This window comes from Providencia sp. PROV182 (assembly GCF_028480325.1).
GTDB classification, from domain to species: Bacteria; Pseudomonadota; Gammaproteobacteria; order Enterobacterales; family Enterobacteriaceae; genus Providencia; species Providencia hangzhouensis.
The window spans coordinates 178,531-195,303 of record NZ_JAMPOL010000013.1 but is presented as its reverse complement, the minus strand read 5'-3'; the positions used below and the strand labels follow the sequence as shown (position 1 = coordinate 195,303).

Annotated in this window: 10 protein-coding genes; 2 read left to right on the top strand and 8 right to left on the bottom strand. The window is 40.2% G+C overall.

Going from position 1 to position 16,773, the window contains the following annotated elements; genetic code table 11:
• Positions 1-49: 49 nt before the first annotated feature.
• Positions 50-964, bottom strand: coding sequence for a hypothetical protein (locus PR834_RS12545; RefSeq protein ID WP_272536688.1), 915 nt, complete (start codon positions 962-964; stop codon positions 50-52).
• Between the two features lie 68 nt (positions 965-1,032).
• A complete protein-coding gene (locus tag PR834_RS12540; protein ID WP_272536687.1) occupies positions 1,033-1,578 on the bottom strand; it encodes a TetR/AcrR family transcriptional regulator in 546 nt (181 codons plus the stop codon).
• Positions 1,579-1,673: 95 nt separating this feature from the next.
• Here PR834_RS12540 and PR834_RS12535 point away from each other — a divergent pair, with 95 nt between their 5' ends.
• Positions 1,674-3,170, top strand: a complete 1,497-nt coding sequence (locus tag PR834_RS12535; protein ID WP_110592760.1) for an MFS transporter — start codon at positions 1,674-1,676, stop codon at positions 3,168-3,170.
• Positions 3,171-3,218: 48 nt separating this feature from the next.
• On the opposite strand, the gene PR834_RS12530 is transcribed toward PR834_RS12535, so the two are convergent.
• Positions 3,219-4,628 carry an MFS transporter gene (locus PR834_RS12530; protein ID WP_153673999.1) on the bottom strand — a complete coding sequence of 470 codons (1,410 nt, stop codon included), beginning with the start codon at positions 4,626-4,628 and terminating at the stop codon, positions 3,219-3,221.
• Positions 4,629-4,702: 74 nt separating this feature from the next.
• On the opposite strand from PR834_RS12530, the gene PR834_RS12525 reads away from it, so the two are divergent.
• Positions 4,703-5,365, top strand: coding sequence for a helix-turn-helix transcriptional regulator (locus PR834_RS12525; RefSeq protein ID WP_096863658.1), 663 nt, complete (start codon positions 4,703-4,705; stop codon positions 5,363-5,365).
• Positions 5,366-5,402: 37 nt separating this feature from the next.
• Here PR834_RS12525 and PR834_RS12520 read toward each other — a convergent pair whose 3' ends face one another.
• The 5 genes from PR834_RS12520 to PR834_RS12500 form a co-directional block, all read right to left on the bottom strand.
• Positions 5,403-7,916, bottom strand: coding sequence for a penicillin G acylase (locus PR834_RS12520; protein WP_272536686.1), 2,514 nt, complete (start codon positions 7,914-7,916; stop codon positions 5,403-5,405).
• Between the two features lie 166 nt (positions 7,917-8,082).
• On the bottom strand, positions 8,083-8,658 hold the full coding sequence (locus tag PR834_RS12515; RefSeq protein ID WP_096863656.1) for a rhomboid family intramembrane serine protease: 576 nt from the start codon (positions 8,656-8,658) through the stop codon (positions 8,083-8,085).
• A complete protein-coding gene (locus PR834_RS12510; RefSeq protein WP_272536685.1) occupies positions 8,658-13,595 on the bottom strand; it encodes a DNA repair ATPase in 4,938 nt (1,645 codons plus the stop codon). Before PR834_RS12510 ends, PR834_RS12515 begins: the two co-directional genes overlap by 1 nt.
• Positions 13,596-13,675: 80 nt before the next feature.
• A complete protein-coding gene (locus PR834_RS12505; RefSeq protein ID WP_094961989.1) occupies positions 13,676-15,877 on the bottom strand; it encodes a flotillin family protein in 2,202 nt (733 codons plus the stop codon).
• A 75-nt stretch (positions 15,878-15,952) separates the two neighbouring features.
• Complete coding sequence (locus PR834_RS12500; protein WP_094961988.1) at positions 15,953-16,591, bottom strand: OB-fold-containig protein; 639 nt, start codon at positions 16,589-16,591, stop codon at positions 15,953-15,955.
• Positions 16,592-16,773: the final 182 nt, after the last annotated feature.

Below are 16,773 nucleotides of genomic sequence, written 5' to 3'. Positions count from 1 at the left end.
GAAAAATGACCCTGTGTTGTGAAATGGTATCGTTAGTAAGGATGCTATTTCACTTTTTTTCCAATTTTGGTAAAAGATTTTCTATTTCAGAATAATACAGGGGTTTTATTTCGTTAGCTTCAAGTGGTTTTTCAATATAAATATTTGTATAAATTTCACGGATCATTAAGGTTTCTAATGACGGATATTTTTTTAATTCTGTTGCTTGTGCTACGAAGTCAGCATCAATAACATATTTCTTTCTATTATTATCCATTTTAACATTGCCATTAGAATTATAATCAAACATGATGCGTCCTTTTTGTTTAACAAAATCATAAGCACTATTACCTTTAATATTTTTTCCAGCGATATATTTCGTGATTAAAACATCTTTTCCCTTATTCAGAGTTATAGCTCTTGAAAAATTAATATTTTCGTTTAATTCATTGAGTATAGAGGAGCAGCGCTTTACCTTGCTGTAAGGGCTAATTTTATAGACATCATAAAAAGGGACTTTAATAACAAAATTTCCAACACGGTAGGCTGTTCCATAAGTTCCATGACCTAATGAATTAGTTATATTTAGATATAAATCTGAGGTTTTTTCATTTCCTACTGAGTTTAAAGATCCTTGATAAACATAATCATTATTATCTTTTGCTTCAAAATAGATATTTTTCTCCCTTATCCTTCTAACGAAAGAATCGATGTTTTTGATATCTTCTAGTTTGGTTGTATTTACAGGAGTTATCGGTTTTTGTTTTTCAATTATAGGATCGGTTTTTTTTTCTTTTGATGTAATATAAGGAACATCAACATTAAATTTATATTCTTTTTTATGGCTAGATTGATGGAATTTTAATTCATCATTGTTTTTTGATTTTATACTTTTTATGTTGTCTGTTATGAAATTTTTATTCGGTTTCTGAGGTTGATAATAATATTTATGATTTTGAATTATAGTGGTAATTATTTTTCTCATGATAATCTCCATTGGATTTTTTATCCAATAATATTGAATTAGGAGATTATTTATTTAAAAAAATGATGCTATGAATGATTTTTTAGTAAATTTTCCAAATCACTAAATATAGATTGCCACTCATTATCATCAATTTCCATAAATCCCATATAACGCAACATAAAAGCGCCTTCAGTGGCTAGAAAAACAATTCTTGCTTGTTTGCCTTTTTCTGTTGAAGTATCTAGTCTCGCAAGCCGTTCACGATACCAAATACGCGTACTTTCCAGATATTCAGGGGTTTGTAATAAGGATGCCATTAAGGAAGCGCCTTTTGCCATCGAGACTTTGTCGTGCTGGTGGGTCGCTTGCATATGCGCAAAAATTTTCCCTTCAGGGGAGTTATCTTGTTCAATTGTTTGATTGAAAATTTCATCATAGGACTGGCCCCAACGTTCGAACATCGCATCAATAAGCGCTTCTTTATTGCCGAAACAATATTGAACCCCACCTTTAGATATCCCCATCGCTTTGGCGACAGCATCGATAGTGAGTGCCGTTGCGCCTTGGTTAATGACAATTTCTTCGGCGGCTTCTAATACTTTCTCACGATCGATAATTCGTTGACGTCCCATTTAGAAAAACCTCTTTTCAATACGTACGTATGGATTTATATTGTAGCACGATCAGCACAGAAATCATGATCAAATAAACTCATTGAGAGAATTTTATGTTAACCGATTATAAGCGCTGGATAGTGCTTCTATTAGTTTCAAGTGTACTGTTTCTTATCGTTATTGATGTCACTGTACTGTATACCGCATTACCTAAATTAACCCATGATTTAGGCGCTACGTCATCTGAAAAACTGTGGATAATGAATGCGTACCCACTGGTTGTCGCTGGGTTATTACCTGCAGCGGGGATGCTAAGTGATAAAGTCGGTCACAAACAAATGTTTTTGTTGGGGCTGCCGTTATTTGGTTTAGCCTCGTTGTGTGCTGCATTTTCACCAACAGCAACAAGTTTGATTTTGTCTCGTGGCTTTTTGGCTGTAGGTGCCGCAGTAAGTATGCCTGCCACCCTTGCGATTGTAAGGCATGTTTTTTTAGACCCGAAAGAAAGGGCGTTAGCAATTGGAATATGGTCGGCAGTTGCTTCAGGTGGGGCGGCAATAGGCCCTTTGATCGGCGGTATCTTACTTAACCACTTTTGGTGGGGCTCTGTTTTTTTAATTAATGTACCCGTCGTTTTATTGGTTATTCCGTTCGCTTGTTATTTAATCCCCAAATGTGGTGGTAACAGCGATAAAAAAATCGATATTTTAGGTTCCATTCTAGTGTTAATTGGTTTAATTGGGGTTATTTATGCGTTGAAAGAGCTCGGTAAACCTTATACCGACTGGCCGGCGGTATTGGTTTCAGGTGTTATTGGGGTTTTCTTTTTGGTGGCATTTAGAAATCGACAAGTGAAATCAACATCACCAATGATTGATTTTACGCTATTAAAGCACCCTAAATTCAATGCAGGGTTGATGATGGCGATTTTATCCATTGTGGTTATTGTTGGTGTCGAATTATTACTAAGCCAACGTTTACAACTGGTATTGGGCTATACCCCATTTCAAGCTGCGTTGTACATCATCCCGATACCCTTAGCGTCAGTATTTGCAGCACCTTTAGCTGGTATGTTCTTACATAAGTTGGGTGAGATTAAACTTACCATTTTAGGGTTTAGTTGTACGCTAATTGGTGTTGTGGGATTGGCTGTCGTTTATCAAACATCTACGGGTATCTTACTGCTTTCATTTCTTTTTCTTATTGGTTTTGGTCTTGGTGCGATATTCACGACAGCATCAACGACAGTGATGTTAAACGCCCCTGATGAAAAAGCGGGTATGGCAGCATCAATTGAAGAAATTGCTTATGAAATTGGCAGTGTCTTAGGTGTCACCTTTATGGGGGGGTTAATGAGTGCTATCTATACGTTAAAACTCTCATTACCTGAAGACATGACTGTCAGCGATAAAGTTTATGACAGTATTGATGAGGCTTTATTAGTTTCTGAATCACTGCCAGTAAATACTGCATCAGCATTGATAAATCAGGCAAATATTGCCTTTGACCATGCTTTCTTAGGGGTGATGGTAGCAACTATTTTTGTTCTGCTGATCAGTATTATTGTTCTGCCTTATTTGTTACGTTCCAAAAAAGCATTAGTAAATTAATTAGGTTGATTTTCCCGCAAAAAGGGAGCTTTTACTCCCTTTTGCTCTTTATTTTATTTTGCGGATTAATACCGTTGCTAGTAATGGGCTAATTGCAAATAGGGCGAATAACCAGATTGAAGCTTGCTGTGCCCCCGCGATCCCCCCAGGGTTAATTAGCCCGCTATTATTGACGACGACTCCTACTAAGGCCGCAGATAGCGCAGTTGCATACAATTGAATGGTAATAATAGAAGATGACGCAAGGTTTTCCTCTCCCTCTGGCGCATTCTTAAAAACACGTAATACCAGATGTGGCCAACACACACCAATTCCTAGACCAACCCCTGCCATGGCGATGAGATAAATAACGAATAATGGCCATGATTCGATAAGTTGTTGATTATGAGTTAGAACAGCAAGCGCAATTAAAGAAATAAATATGATGACCGGGCCTGTTCGAATAATTCGGATAACAATAGCACCTGTTTTATTGGCACTAAAGAGTGCCCCAAGAGTCCAACCCGCAGCCATTATTGCGGTTAAATAACCTGCTGTGAGCGGAGAAAACAGATGGATGGTTTGTAAGAAATAAGGGACATAAATTTCTGTTGTCATGCCTCCAACTAACAAACACATGGTTAAAAATATGACGCCAAGTGGACTTTTGAGTGAATAGGCTCCCGTCGGTAATAAACGTTTTTCATTTTTGCCATCGAGTAAGGCAATCGTCAGCAGTATGGCTAGGCCAATTAATAAACCAATAAGGTTCATGAATAAGCTGTCAGACAAACTTCCAATTGAAATAGCAAGAACGGATATCACTAACAAAGAAATCGCTAAGAATGGGATTTTGTTAGTTTTTGGTGCCTGGGATTGTTTTTTGGGGAGTTGATTGATGACAATGAGCGCTAGAAAAATAGCGACAGGTAGTAAAGCCCAAAATGCCCAACGCCAATGGCCACTTTCAGCAAAAATACCTCCAATTGCAGGGCCACAGAGTGTTGCTATTCCCCACATACCCGAAACGACACCCATGGCTCGGGACCATAAGTTTTCAGTAAAAACAATGCGAATTAATGCGTAGCTCAGAGCAAATAAAATACCGCCACCCAGTCCTTGTAATGCCCTGCCTCCCAGCAACACTAGCATTGATGGGGAAGCTGCACACCAAATAGACCCTAAAGAAAAGAGAATGAGTGCGAATAAATAAGAAAATTTAGGTCCAAAGCTGTCTAATACTTTACTGGAAAGGGCTGAACCGACAATTGATGTTGCCACAAATAAAGTGGTATTCCATGCATAATATTCAAGACCGCCAATATCATTAACAACACTAGGCAATATGGTTGTTACGATATAAATATTGATAGCGTGTAGCGCAACACCACCAGTTAAGGCGATAGTGAGTAATGCATTGGTGCCACTAAGTAAATCAGCCCACTTGGCTTGAGATACGGTTGATGTTTCATTGCTCATAGAGAGACCCGCTAGACGGAATAGTAGAAAAAGATGTATTATGCAAGTAATCGCTTGGATAATAGAGTCGCATAATGATTAATGCAAGTAATTACTTTGATAATTTAAATCTAACGCAGGCTGTGGATAAGGTTCTATTTTGTATCAAAACTAAAGGACCAATTTCTACCGCAGTGATCGCAAATGACTTAAATATGACTGGGGAAGCTGCAAGGCAACACATTCAAAAACTCACTTCGTTGGGGCTAGTTGAAGGTGCGCAGTGCTTATCACAAACAGGGGCAGGGCGCCCTCGGCAAAATTGGGTGTTAACGGAATTAGGGCATCAACGTTTTCCTGATACTCATGCGCAACTTGCTCTTCAATTAATTAATTCTGTTCAAACTATTTTTGGTGATGAAGGGCTAGAAAAGCTGATTAGCCAAAGGGAAATGGAAAGCCGAGAAAAATATTTTGCCCGTTGTAAAAATTTACCATTAGCTGAGCGGCTTGAAGAGCTGGCTGAAGTGCGTAGCGAAGAAGGGTATATGGCGAAGGTTGAACAAGATGATGACAGTTGGTTGTTTATCGAAAACCATTGTCCAATTTGTGCAGCAGCCACCGCTTGCCAAAACTTTTGTCGTTCGGAATTGGCGTTGTTCAGTGAGATTGTGGGTGATGATGGTAGCATTGAGCGCGAACAGTACTTATTAAATGGTGCTGGACGTTGTGTGTATCGTGTGAAGGTTAAAAGCTAAATACCGAGACACCTTGGTATTTAGCTTAATAATAGTATTATCTCTCAATTATTAGTGTTTCAGTTGACTCAACATGTGGTGCCAGCTCTTCGCTATCAAGCCATAGCGGCTTTTTACCAAACTGTTGGTATAATGAGAGTTGGTCTTGGTAGTGAGGTGACGGTTTTCCTTGCGGGGAAATAAAGCCACTTTGCCCTGGAGCAACAATATCCCATGCATTCACTCCTTTTTCGGTAAATACGATTAGGTCGTTCTCAGTTCCCCGGTTGTGATATTCATTTTGATGAAAATTTTCTTGAGGTAAGGCTTGTGGTATACCAAAAAAATTATTTTCACGGAAGGTTAATGCCGTGGCTGGTGTTTGCCAATTGGCTGGGGTATCACCATATTTTGCTATCATTTTTTGGTAAGTAGTATTCAATGCCTTTTTAATAACATCATTCCGCGGTTGTCCTGAAAATAAATCGATAGACTGAGGTATTGGAGATTTATCTTCTAAAAGTGATTCATACAGTAATTTTGCACCTGTACTGATATTTAATGACCCAGTAGGGCCTTCTTGTGTCGTTTCATAACCACTCGCTAGATACCATTTATCAAATGGTGCAGGGACGGTTTGGCCTAGGGTGGCTTTAAGCATTTCTTTTAGCCAGATATCGAGAATAGCAGACCCTGGGTGAATATAGTGTTTTCCATCACTTGATAACTGGTTTATACCATCCCATTGCTGGAGAATGGACACTAATTTGACCGCATTGTCAGTTGACGGCAAACCTTGTGTTGCTTGAGTTAAAAAAGGTGTAAACAAGCGATGATTGAGGTCGACACGGCTAGTTTGCTGCAAAATCGTCCACATATCATCAGCCGTTAACTTATCATAAGCCTCAATGCGGCTATCGATTTCTGTCACCCTGTCTGCACTTCCCCATAAGAAGGCAAACAAGTCGCTAGCGGGATAATTTTTAGCTGGGGAGTTATTCCAGTTGGCGATGTAGCCGGATTTGGGATTATAGACTTTCGGGTTATTTGTAAAGGGTTGCGTCCCTTTCCAGTCCCATTCTCCCGTGCCTGATACGGGTAAACGAGGATCATGGTTTATTTGGCGCTCGGGGTAGTGCCCGGTATGGACATAGCCAATGTTTCCGCCTTTATCCGCATAATACCAATTGATTGTCAGTGCTTGGTTTTGTGCTTGGTCTAGCCATTGCTGCCAGTTTTGCGCTTGCCCTTGCTTCACCCAAGCCATTAAGGATGTAAGCTCTTTGCCGTCCCATGCGCGAGCTTTGCTGTATGCGGTGTGAGTTGTATTATCTCGCTTGACCACATTACCATGCACAGTGCGGTATACTTCAAAAAGTATGGGTTTTTCACCTTTTATATTCAATGTCTCTTGGCGCGATAGCATTTGTTTCCACTGCCCTTGGTGGAGGTAGCTATTTGGGTCTTTAGGTGAAACCTGTTCTGCAAAAATATCAACGCCGTCACCAAAACCAGCCGTAGAGCCCCAAGAAATTTGCCCGTTATGACCGAATAAAATAGCGGGATAAGCAAACGGTGTATTTCCAACAAGATTAAACCCTGCTCCATGTAAACCTATACCGTATGTATATGCTGGGTTAAACCAACCAAATTGTGGACCATTAAGTAAAATAGCTTCTGCGCTAGAAGCTTTTGCTTTTCCAACAAGCCAAACATTGCTGGTGGTTGGGTACCCAGCTAGCCCATTAGCACCACCTTGCTCATATTGCTGAGCGATTAGCGCATTATTTTCCTGAGAAGAAAGCGCAATTAATTTTCCCGTTGCATCTTTTGCCGTGCGTTCAAACATTGGAGCAGTAAGTCGGTAATCACTAATTTGATTCAACTGCGTTATATTTTTTGTTTTTTGTGAGTCTGAATAGGTAAATTCTTCTGATGATATTGTTGTGGGTGCATTGGGATTATTAAGCCAATTAATTTGGTTAAAGAACTCTACTCCCATTTGTTCACCATACTTATCTTTAAGCGCAGTGAGTAATGCCAGATTATCAATTTCACTATTCATATCAGAAAAGCGGTTTGCCATTGTACCGACCATAATCATCGCAACATCAAAACTTGTCCATTGGGATGGTAAAAAATCATAATCAATAAACTGTTTAGGCATTAAGTCATCAGGTTTAGCATTGATTTGTTTAATCCATGCATTCATGCCATCTGCATAACCTCTTAAAATATCTTGTTCTTTAGAGGGTAGTTGCGTGATTTGTTTGTGGATGGAATCAGGCCAATAGTTATTTCTGATTTCTTTATCAAAAGAAATGTAATCTTTACCTAATACTTCGGAAACCGTACCTTGAGTACTGCGTTTAGCCATTTCCATTTGGAATAATCGGTCTTGTGCCACTGCATAGCCGTATCCATAGAAAAGGCTATAAGTATCACTGGCATAGATGTGAGGAACGCCGTAGTTATCTCGTTCAATTTTAATTTGAGTTGACTGAGAAAATGATGAGAGCGATAGCGAGCTTAAACTAAAAGCAATAGCGATTGAAATGAGATGTTTTTTCATTTATTGAGTCCCATGTTGTTATTATTTTTTGAGACTAGCATTATTATATTGTTAATAAGCGGTTAATTTATGGTTAATTGTTAATATATGAATCATGATCACAAAAAAGGATACATAAATTTAGATAAATTACAAAAAATGAGTCACAACTGTGTTGGGATACTATTTAAGGTGAGAGATTATGGGTTTTTTGATGGAAACGATGACTTAGCCATGCATAGATGACCCCAGCAATAGCCCCTGCTATATGGGATTCAGTTGAGATGTACAAGTGAGTCGGTAATAAGCCGCTAGCCATTGTGCCAAAATAGAATAGCACTAATAACGCGATAGCTATATCAACCCAGCTTCGGCGGAAAAAACCTTGGGCGATGAGTAAGCCCCATAAACCAAAAACCCAACCACTGGCACCGATATGAATAGCATTACGACCTAATAACCAAACAGCAAAACCCCCAACAACAATAATAAATAGTGATGCAAGCAAATATGCCTTAATAGTACGGTGCAGTAATAGGGCACTTAGTATGATAAATGGCGGTAAATTACTGAATAAGTGCCCCCAATTACCATGGATAAATGGGGCAAAGAATATACCGATGAGCCCGGTCATAGTGCGAGGTATAATCCCGAATGAAGTTAACCCCCCAGCCATTAAGCTATTAATAAGCTGTACCGCAATAAAAATTGCGACAATGCAGACTAATAGCTTAATGCGAGGATGCCCTTGTAAATATTTCATTAGTGGTTACCCAGCGCTTGTACACTTTCAACAAGCGACGCTAACTGACCAACAACCCGATCACCAATATCTGTATTATCACCACCTAAAGATTTATTACGCATAAAGTCTTTCTTAATTTGTTGCCAACGTGCTGCATCTTTTTCGGTAAGTGTTCCTCGTAACTCAGCGAGTTTGAGTAAGTTTTCTTCTGCGCCGGTTGTGAGCAGCTGTGCCTCACCCAAGTAGTGGTCATCTAGTAATCTTTCAAGTTCATCATTATTCATAACGGAAGAGACTTTTTCGCTGAGCTTATTCATATTACGGTAACTACCTTGCAAGCGAAATGCGGGTTCTGTCCGGTACTTATCGGATTGTGCTGCACTGGCGATATAGTGTTGATTCACTTTCAATACAACATCTCGTAACTTGATTAATTTACTGATTACCGATGTGATTTCATTAATTTCTGCATCAGAGTACGGGTAACTTAAAGTGTTGGTAGAGACAGATTTACCCATCGCTTTATCAACAAATAAGTACAGGTCGTTCAGGTCTCGTAATGCAAGAGGGGCTAATACTGGGTTTGATGTCAGGCTGTTTTCGATATAGCTCAGGGCAAATGCTTCATCCATACCACCTAATACCTCACCAAGGTTATAAATATCAGCGCGGTTTGCAAGCATATCAGGGATTCGGAAAACTTCCCCTGACTCGGTATAGGGGTTACCTGCCATAACGACACAGAATTTTTTACCCCGCATATCATAAGTTTTGGTTTTGCCTTTCCAAACGCCTTCAATACGTCTTGTTCCATCACATAAGGAAATAAATTTTTGCAAAAACTCAGGGTGAGTGTGCTGAATATCATCAACGTATAACATCACATTATTACCCATTTCTAAAGCTAAATTGAGTTTTTCTAGCTCTTGTCTTGCCGTTGCATTAGGCGCTTGTTCAGGGTCTAGAGAAAGCACATCATGACCAAGAGCAGGGCCGTTGACCTTCATAAAAATTAGCCCTAAACGGTCTGCGGCATATTCCATTAAGGTAGTTTTACCGTACCCTGGTGGTGAGATCATTAAGAGTAGCCCCATGAGGTCAGTGCGTTTACCTTCCCCTAAAGCCCCAATTTGTTTTGCCATGTTATCGCCTATGATAGGCAAATAGACATCGTTTATCAGTTTATTACGTACAAAAGAACTTAGTGGTTTTGCTTTATATTCATGCAGTTTTAAACGGCTACGCTCTTCAGTAACAATCTGTTGGCGCAGTGCTTGATACTGACGAAATTCGGGGATAAAACGTTTCCGTTGCCCTCGCATACGGCTGAAGTAGTTATCTAAACTCAGTGATAGAGTTTGGTTTTCAATGGTCGCATGTTCGCCAAGTAACCCGTTAACTTTAAAGTAAAGGTCAGCTTCACTAAAGCGAGCGGAAGCAGCTTTATCTAAGATAATAATGGCAATAGCACCGGGTATGTATGGAACAAGGTGAGAAAATTCAGGGGTTGAGCACAGCCCTTGTAACCAGTTTTGAACTAATGACCAGCGCTGGGCATAGCGAGCCCCTAAATTTTGTTGTGAGCGATTAAAATCTCCCCACATATGGGCTTCTTCTAAGCGGCTCTGGAGTGCTAAAACTAATTCTCTTGCATATTTGCTATAGACGAGTTCTATCGGGGTTCTTGCAAGTGCAAAGCTAAGATATTCGGCGGCTTGAGTCTGCTCATAAGCTTGGCATTGAATGGGGTTATCTTGTAAAAACAAGCTAATTCCCGCTTCGATTTCGGCTTGTAGGTCAAGTAATGCATTGTCATTATGGAATAATTGGTGAATATTCATGGCTGTTCTTGCACGTTCAGGCCATAGTGCAGGAAAATCGTCATTTTGAACTTGTTGCCAATAAATAGCTGCGATAGCACGGGCTGTTGGGCTATACCGTAATAGATCAGCACTTTCACCGATTGGCAGTAGTTTTTTCAGTAAAGCAACAGCATCGTGGTCATGAATACCTTTTTCATAACCTTCTTTATAACGTGGGCTCGCAAAATCACGGACAATTTTTTCAAGTTTTTCCGTTGATGTTAATGCGTTTTTTAGGATATCAAAATTTAGCCCTTCTTGGCGTTTTGTTGCTGCATAGATAATTGAATAAGCAAGATATTCCGCGCGGTAAACCGTATCAGATTCAGACTCTAATGAGGCGCTCCAATAAGGTTTTAGCTGTGATAGTTGTTCATTTTCTATGGGTTCTTGGAAATCTGTCCCGGTGAGATAAACCCATAGTTGTTCATTTTTCGGTAAAATGGTGAGGTCGAGCTCTTGGGTATTTACACTGAACCGGTGACGACCGAGCTTAATGACATTTCCACCATCTTCAAAAATATCTGTTTTATCACGCAAAACTCGAATGGCTTGGTCCCGAGAAGATTTCAGTCGTGCGTCAATATCATCAGCTTTAACGTTGTCGTTAATCTCTCTTAATTTTTCAATAATTTCACGGGTTTTAAGCGCCAGAGGGTCTGAGGCAAAGAAAGCATTGAGTTCATCTTGAGACTGTAAACGAGTTGTTCGTCGTTGCAGGCTGTCTAGTAGACGGTCTGCAGCAGTGACTAAATTTTGTGCGCGGCGTTGGCGATCATCAATAAGAACTTGTTTATGAGACTCAAAGGTTTCGAGTAATTCTTCACGCTTAGCTAAGATATCATCAAGAAATTCATCATGGCTGCTAAATTGGCTTTCGAGCTCTTCTAACTGAACGAGTAATCTTGATAGCTGATCATCACAACGTTCAGGGTCGGTGGCAAGAGACAGTGCATTGGTTATGCCTTGGCTGAATAGGCGAAATTGTGCGCCAAATTGAGCGACTGTTTCCACACTGCTTTGTGATTTTCGTTTTTGTTGTAAGCGAGCTCGAGATTGGTTTAGCTGAGCATAGATTTGCGAAATAGCATCAATAATGTGGGTTTGTTGTGTAACATCGTTGAAGCTTAGTGATGCCATTAGGTTTGAAAGCATATCTAAGTCAGCAGACATTTTTTCCATATCTTTCATGGGAATGTCTAGCTGGGCACTGTTTTGGGCTTTTTCTATTTGTTCTTCGAAAACAGTTAATTGTGTTTTAAAGGGCTGTAACGCTTTATCACTAGCAAGAAAAACAGCGGTTTCTTGTGATACATATTGTTGATTTTTCTCTATTTCGCTTTCCATTTCGCTAAGTCTTTCTAAATCCATATAGCGAAATTCACGCAGTGAAATCAAGTGACCGCGTTGAGCACTCAGGGCATTTAAGCCATCAACAAATTGTTGAATATCAGCCCAACTTTCAGGCAATGTTAATGAAAGCAGTGATTTTTGGTGGCTGATGGCTTCATTCATTGATTTGGCAGATTGCTGCCGTATGCTTTCGACCTTTTCATATTCATCAAGGACGAGTTCACTTGTTTGAGTGATTTCTTTAAGCAATTTACCAATACCAAGGCATTGCTCATCACCAAACCAGTAATAAATATCCAGTAAATTTTTTGCTCGTTGGCTGAGTTGTTCGTAGCGAGCAATAGAAATTTGGCTGCCTTCTATTTCTTTGGATACATGCAATATTTCAGAAATACCACGAACTAAGTCTGCATTGCCTATACGGCCTAAAAAACCGCTACGAGTAGGCTGTTTGTCGGCAAACTCTTCTGAGTAAAATGGGGTCTGCCAAACTTGCATTGGGTGAACGCGAGTCGCTTCTTCCCCTTCGCCCTCAAATAACACCATTTTTCCATCTTCCAGCATGGCATAACCATGCCCAATGAGTGGAATTGAAAGTGTTCGTTCAATTAAATTGTAATTGAATAGGGCAATACGACCTTGATTTGGTGAATAGAAAACATATAGAACATCCTCTCCATTTGGGGAACGACGTAAACGGCGAAAACGCATTCCACCCATAGGCTGTTCAAACGTTTTATAATCACCATTTTGTAAGTAGTAGCCGCCAGGGAAAATAATACCGTGATCTTCTGGTAACTGGACGCACGCTTGCCCAATAGCATCAATACGTTGTACAGATTGAGATAGCGTGTTGTAAACTAAATAACGCCAAGTTTCTTCCCGATAAGGTAAAACTTTTAAGATAATTAAACTGCCAGTTTGTGCGTATTCAATTTGGGCGTCGTCTAGTGATTGGTTTTTATCAAGAACCGCTTCTCGGTAAATCCCCAAACCATCTTCAGTGTTATTTTCACACTTGATGGTTAAATCACCGCCGATAGTTTCAATGAATACGGTGTCAAGAATATTGATGTGAGGGTATCGGCCGTTAACGGTGTCTTCTCGCGTGGTTTTTTGCCATTCAAAGTCATAGGCTGGTGGGAGGGCGATATCGCGTTCACCCCGGTTATCAATATACTCAATTTTGCGTTTGTCGCTGGAGATTGACCAGCGAAAAACTCGCACGTCCGTGATGCGATCGCCAATTTGAAAACTAGCAAGAAGTTTGCCGTCCCGTTCAACAAGTTGCAGTAACTGTGTGTTCTTATAATAGGTATAGAGTTCAGTAAAATCTTGAACAAAGCGATTATCACTCAAGAAGGTATCTTCATAAGGGACTGCTTCAACATCAAACTCATTGTCGTTTTCAATTAACCGATATAGTGAAAATACATCTTCGAGGTGCGTTTCTTTTTTTAGGCCGAGGAATACGTTATAGCCAAATAAAAGCCACTCGCCAACGCGGACAATGTCCCTTGCTTGGCAATTATTTTCAGTACGAATGCGAATGCGGCCAATGATATCCATTTGGCTCTGGCCGAATTCATCCAACCGCATTTCATTGAGTTGAGCGGCTTTTTGATGAAGTTGTTGCCCTTGGTCGGTCAGGCGTTTGCGTAATATTTCATAAGCACCACCTTCTGCAACAGCACTATCGAGTATTTCTTGTTCGCGATCCGTATCCTGAATATCTGACATTGCGCAGCGAATTCCCTTAACTAAGACAATAAAAATGAAAAACAATAGGGGTAGGTTCACTACCCCAATGTGCTAAAGGTTTACAGTTGGTCATCCGTTGGTGGAATCGGTTTTGATATAACCGTTTTTGCTGGCTGATTAGCCCCTTTAGCTGCCATAAAACCGTTTATAAGATCTTGAACTTCGGGGTTTTTCAATAATGCGGCAATATCAACTTTTTTGTCTTCTTTGCTACGATTAATGAGTTTTTCAACATTTTCTTTTGCGAAACTGCTTTTATCCATAAAACCATCAACGGCTTTTCCGAGGCTTAGTGCTTTAGAGAAGGTGTTGAAGAAGCTGCCATCACCGCCCACAATTTCAATATTGGTTTTGCTAAGCGCTGCAGCCAATACATCAGCTTGCTCCCGGGCAATTTCTTTATTGGCGTCGATAGATGCCATGGCTTGTTCAAATTCTTTCTCAAGGCGCATACGAAACTCTTCATGAGAGCGAGCGGTATCGCTGAGATGATCCATAGATTTAAATTTGTCAGTTAAACCATCGGCTTCAGCTTTCAAGCGTTGGCGGATAACTTCTGCTTGTGCTGAACCTAATTGGCCTTCTCCTCGAGCTTGAGCTGCCAGTTTTTCTTCCAGTACTTTCGCATCAGCCAAGCCTAGTTTTTCTTTGGCATTGGCTTGTTGTTCTTCACCACGAGCTTGAGCGGCTAATTTCTCTTCAAGGATTTTCGCTTCAGCAAATCCTTGTTGTTGTTCTGCTTTGGCTTTGGCTTCCATTACCTGAGCTTCTGTTAAGCCTTTTTCTTTCAGCCCACGTGCTTCCGCTAACAATTTCTCAGCTGTAATGTTGGCAAGAACAAGACCTTCTTTTTCTTCTGCCTCTGCGGTTGCTTGGCGAACTCGAGCTTCTGCTAAACCTAATGCCGCATGTTCGGCTTCAACCCCTTCAGCTAAGCGTTTTTTGGCTTCAGCTTGTTTTGCTGATGCTTCTAATTCTGCTTGTGCCATGGTGCTTATTTCTTCTGCACGGTGCTTAGCACTGGCTTCATCGGCTTCGGCTTTTTTCACTTGGCGAACTAACGATTCTTCCGCTTCTGCTTGTGCATTAATCACTGTGACTTGGCGCATACGTTCAGCTTCAGAGACTTCACGAACTTCTTTGATTCGTTCCTCTTCCTGTGCCACGGTTTTTTCAACTGCTACACGTTCACGTATAACATTGGAGATATTTTTGCGTTCTTCTTCGAGTGCTTTTTCTTTTTCTATGCGCTGTAATTCAACTTCTCTTTCACGGGCAACAATTTCAAGCTCACGTGCGCGGCTCACTCGCTCTTCTTCGATAGCTACAGCACGAGTACGGTTTTGTTGAGCGACTTCAACTTCACGCATGCGGTTTTCTTCACGGATTTCAATTTCTTGCTGGGTTTGAATACGCGCTTGCTCTGCTTTAAGGCGTTCTTCTTCTTGAACACGTAAAGTTTCAGCTTGTTCACGGGCACGAATATTATCAATTTCACGTTTTTGGCGAGCTTCGGCATCGGCTTGTTGGCGCTCTAAAGCTAAACTTGCTTCGCGGGTTTCAACGTTTTTCTTTTGAATTGCGAGCTCTTGGTCACGCTCTTTTTGGTTGGTCTCAATATTGTGAATTGCGGTGATTTCAGTAATTTTACGAATACCTTCGGAGTCAAAGATATTATTTGGGTCTAAGGCTGATTTAGGTGTTTGTTCTAGATAATCAATCGCCACATCTTCAAGGGCGTAGCCGTTAAGGTCCTTTCCTATCACATCAACAATGCGGTCACGGAAGTCTTGTCGGTTTTCAAATAAAGTGGCTAAATCCAGTTGCTTACCTACTGTTTTTAAAGCTTCAGAGAATTTTGCACTGAATAACGTGCTGACCGCTTGATGGTCTGATGCACGGTCAACACCGATAGCTTTTGCAACTTTCAGCACGTCTTCCGTCGTTTCATTCACTCGCAAATAGAAAGCAACGGTGATATCAGCACGTAAGTTATCATGACAAATCAAGCCATCTTTACCGCGGCGATCAACTTCAAGTGTTAGCAAAGAAATACGCATGAATTCTTTTTTGTAGATGACAGGGTAAACTAATGCCCCTGTAAAATGCACTTTAGGCTGTGATGACATGTCATTGACAATCAAAGCAGTACCTTGTGGGACTTTGATATAGAAGGCTTTGAATAACCCAAAGAACCCTAAAATAACTAGGATGATCCCTCCGATAATTGTTAAAAAGGGCATTAGTGCAGCCAAGTCCATATTGATTCTCCATTGGTTCTGACGATGACGTCATTTCGATTATGCAAGCAAGATATTTATTTTTAAAAAGAGAAGTTATCCGTGGCGAAATTCATTTTCACTGACAACTTGATAACTGTGCGATGCTGCGTCATAGCTAATGATGACAACACGATCACCGCGTTTTAACTGTTCTGAGGATGGGGCGCGTATTTGTAGAATTAACCCCGCTCCACCATCTTCTAATAGTGCCTCGCCATTTTGTTCAGTTACCGCTCCTGACCGCACGGTGGCGTATTTACCAATAAGCTGTTGTACTGTTTTTGGTTTATTGAGGCTTATTAGTTTTTTGCGCACAGGTTTTAAGCACAAAGCAGTTAAATGAAGAGAGATAAATAGGGTGATCGCAAAAACGGCGAAGCTGACGAGATAGCGTAATAAGTCAGTATCAATGAAGCGAATAAAGATATGTACGCTGAAATAACTGATTATCCAGCCAAAAAGAGTAAATAACGTGACAATAATGGTGACAGGGATCCCTGCTAAGCCAAGCTTAGTTAACCAGCCAGCAAAACCGGTTGCATCAATACCGGCATCAAATTCGGTATCAATATTAAATACGTCGATATCCAATAAACCAAAAGCGGCACATAACCAATAAAATAAAACAATGATTAGCAAACCACTAAAGATAATTGTTGGGAACATCAAACTGTTATGGAAAAACAAACTCATAGGGTTTTCTCTTTATTATTAATACATTATTGAGTTTACGTGAAAAGTAACGTTTGTTTAATTTATCACCATAAAATAATTTAACTTAATAATATATTTTTTAATTAATAGCAGTATCAGACTAGTCTATAAGCACTTTTATTTTTTGGGAGTTTCTTATAATACTGGTTGTTTATCCAGTT

What these genes read in the sequence shown, in the direction of transcription:
- PR834_RS12510 (WP_272536685.1), bottom strand. Translation starts at nt 13,595, where the DNA reads ATGTCAGATATTCAGGATACGGATCGCGAACAAGAAATACTCGATAGT.
- PR834_RS12515 (WP_096863656.1), bottom strand. Translation starts at nt 8,658, where the DNA reads ATGAAATATTTACAAGGGCATCCTCGCATTAAGCTATTAGTCTGCATT.
- PR834_RS12500 (WP_094961988.1), bottom strand. Translation starts at nt 16,591, where the DNA reads ATGAGTTTGTTTTTCCATAACAGTTTGATGTTCCCAACAATTATCTTT.
- PR834_RS12530 (WP_153673999.1), bottom strand. Translation starts at nt 4,628, where the DNA reads ATGAGCAATGAAACATCAACCGTATCTCAAGCCAAGTGGGCTGATTTA.
- PR834_RS12520 (WP_272536686.1), bottom strand. Translation starts at nt 7,916, where the DNA reads ATGAAAAAACATCTCATTTCAATCGCTATTGCTTTTAGTTTAAGCTCG.
- PR834_RS12540 (WP_272536687.1), bottom strand. Translation starts at nt 1,578, where the DNA reads ATGGGACGTCAACGAATTATCGATCGTGAGAAAGTATTAGAAGCCGCC.
- PR834_RS12525 (WP_096863658.1), top strand. Translation starts at nt 4,703, where the DNA reads ATGATTAATGCAAGTAATTACTTTGATAATTTAAATCTAACGCAGGCT.
- PR834_RS12505 (WP_094961989.1), bottom strand. Translation starts at nt 15,877, where the DNA reads ATGGACTTGGCTGCACTAATGCCCTTTTTAACAATTATCGGAGGGATC.
- PR834_RS12545 (WP_272536688.1), bottom strand. Translation starts at nt 964, where the DNA reads ATGAGAAAAATAATTACCACTATAATTCAAAATCATAAATATTATTAT.
- PR834_RS12535 (WP_110592760.1), top strand. Translation starts at nt 1,674, where the DNA reads ATGTTAACCGATTATAAGCGCTGGATAGTGCTTCTATTAGTTTCAAGT.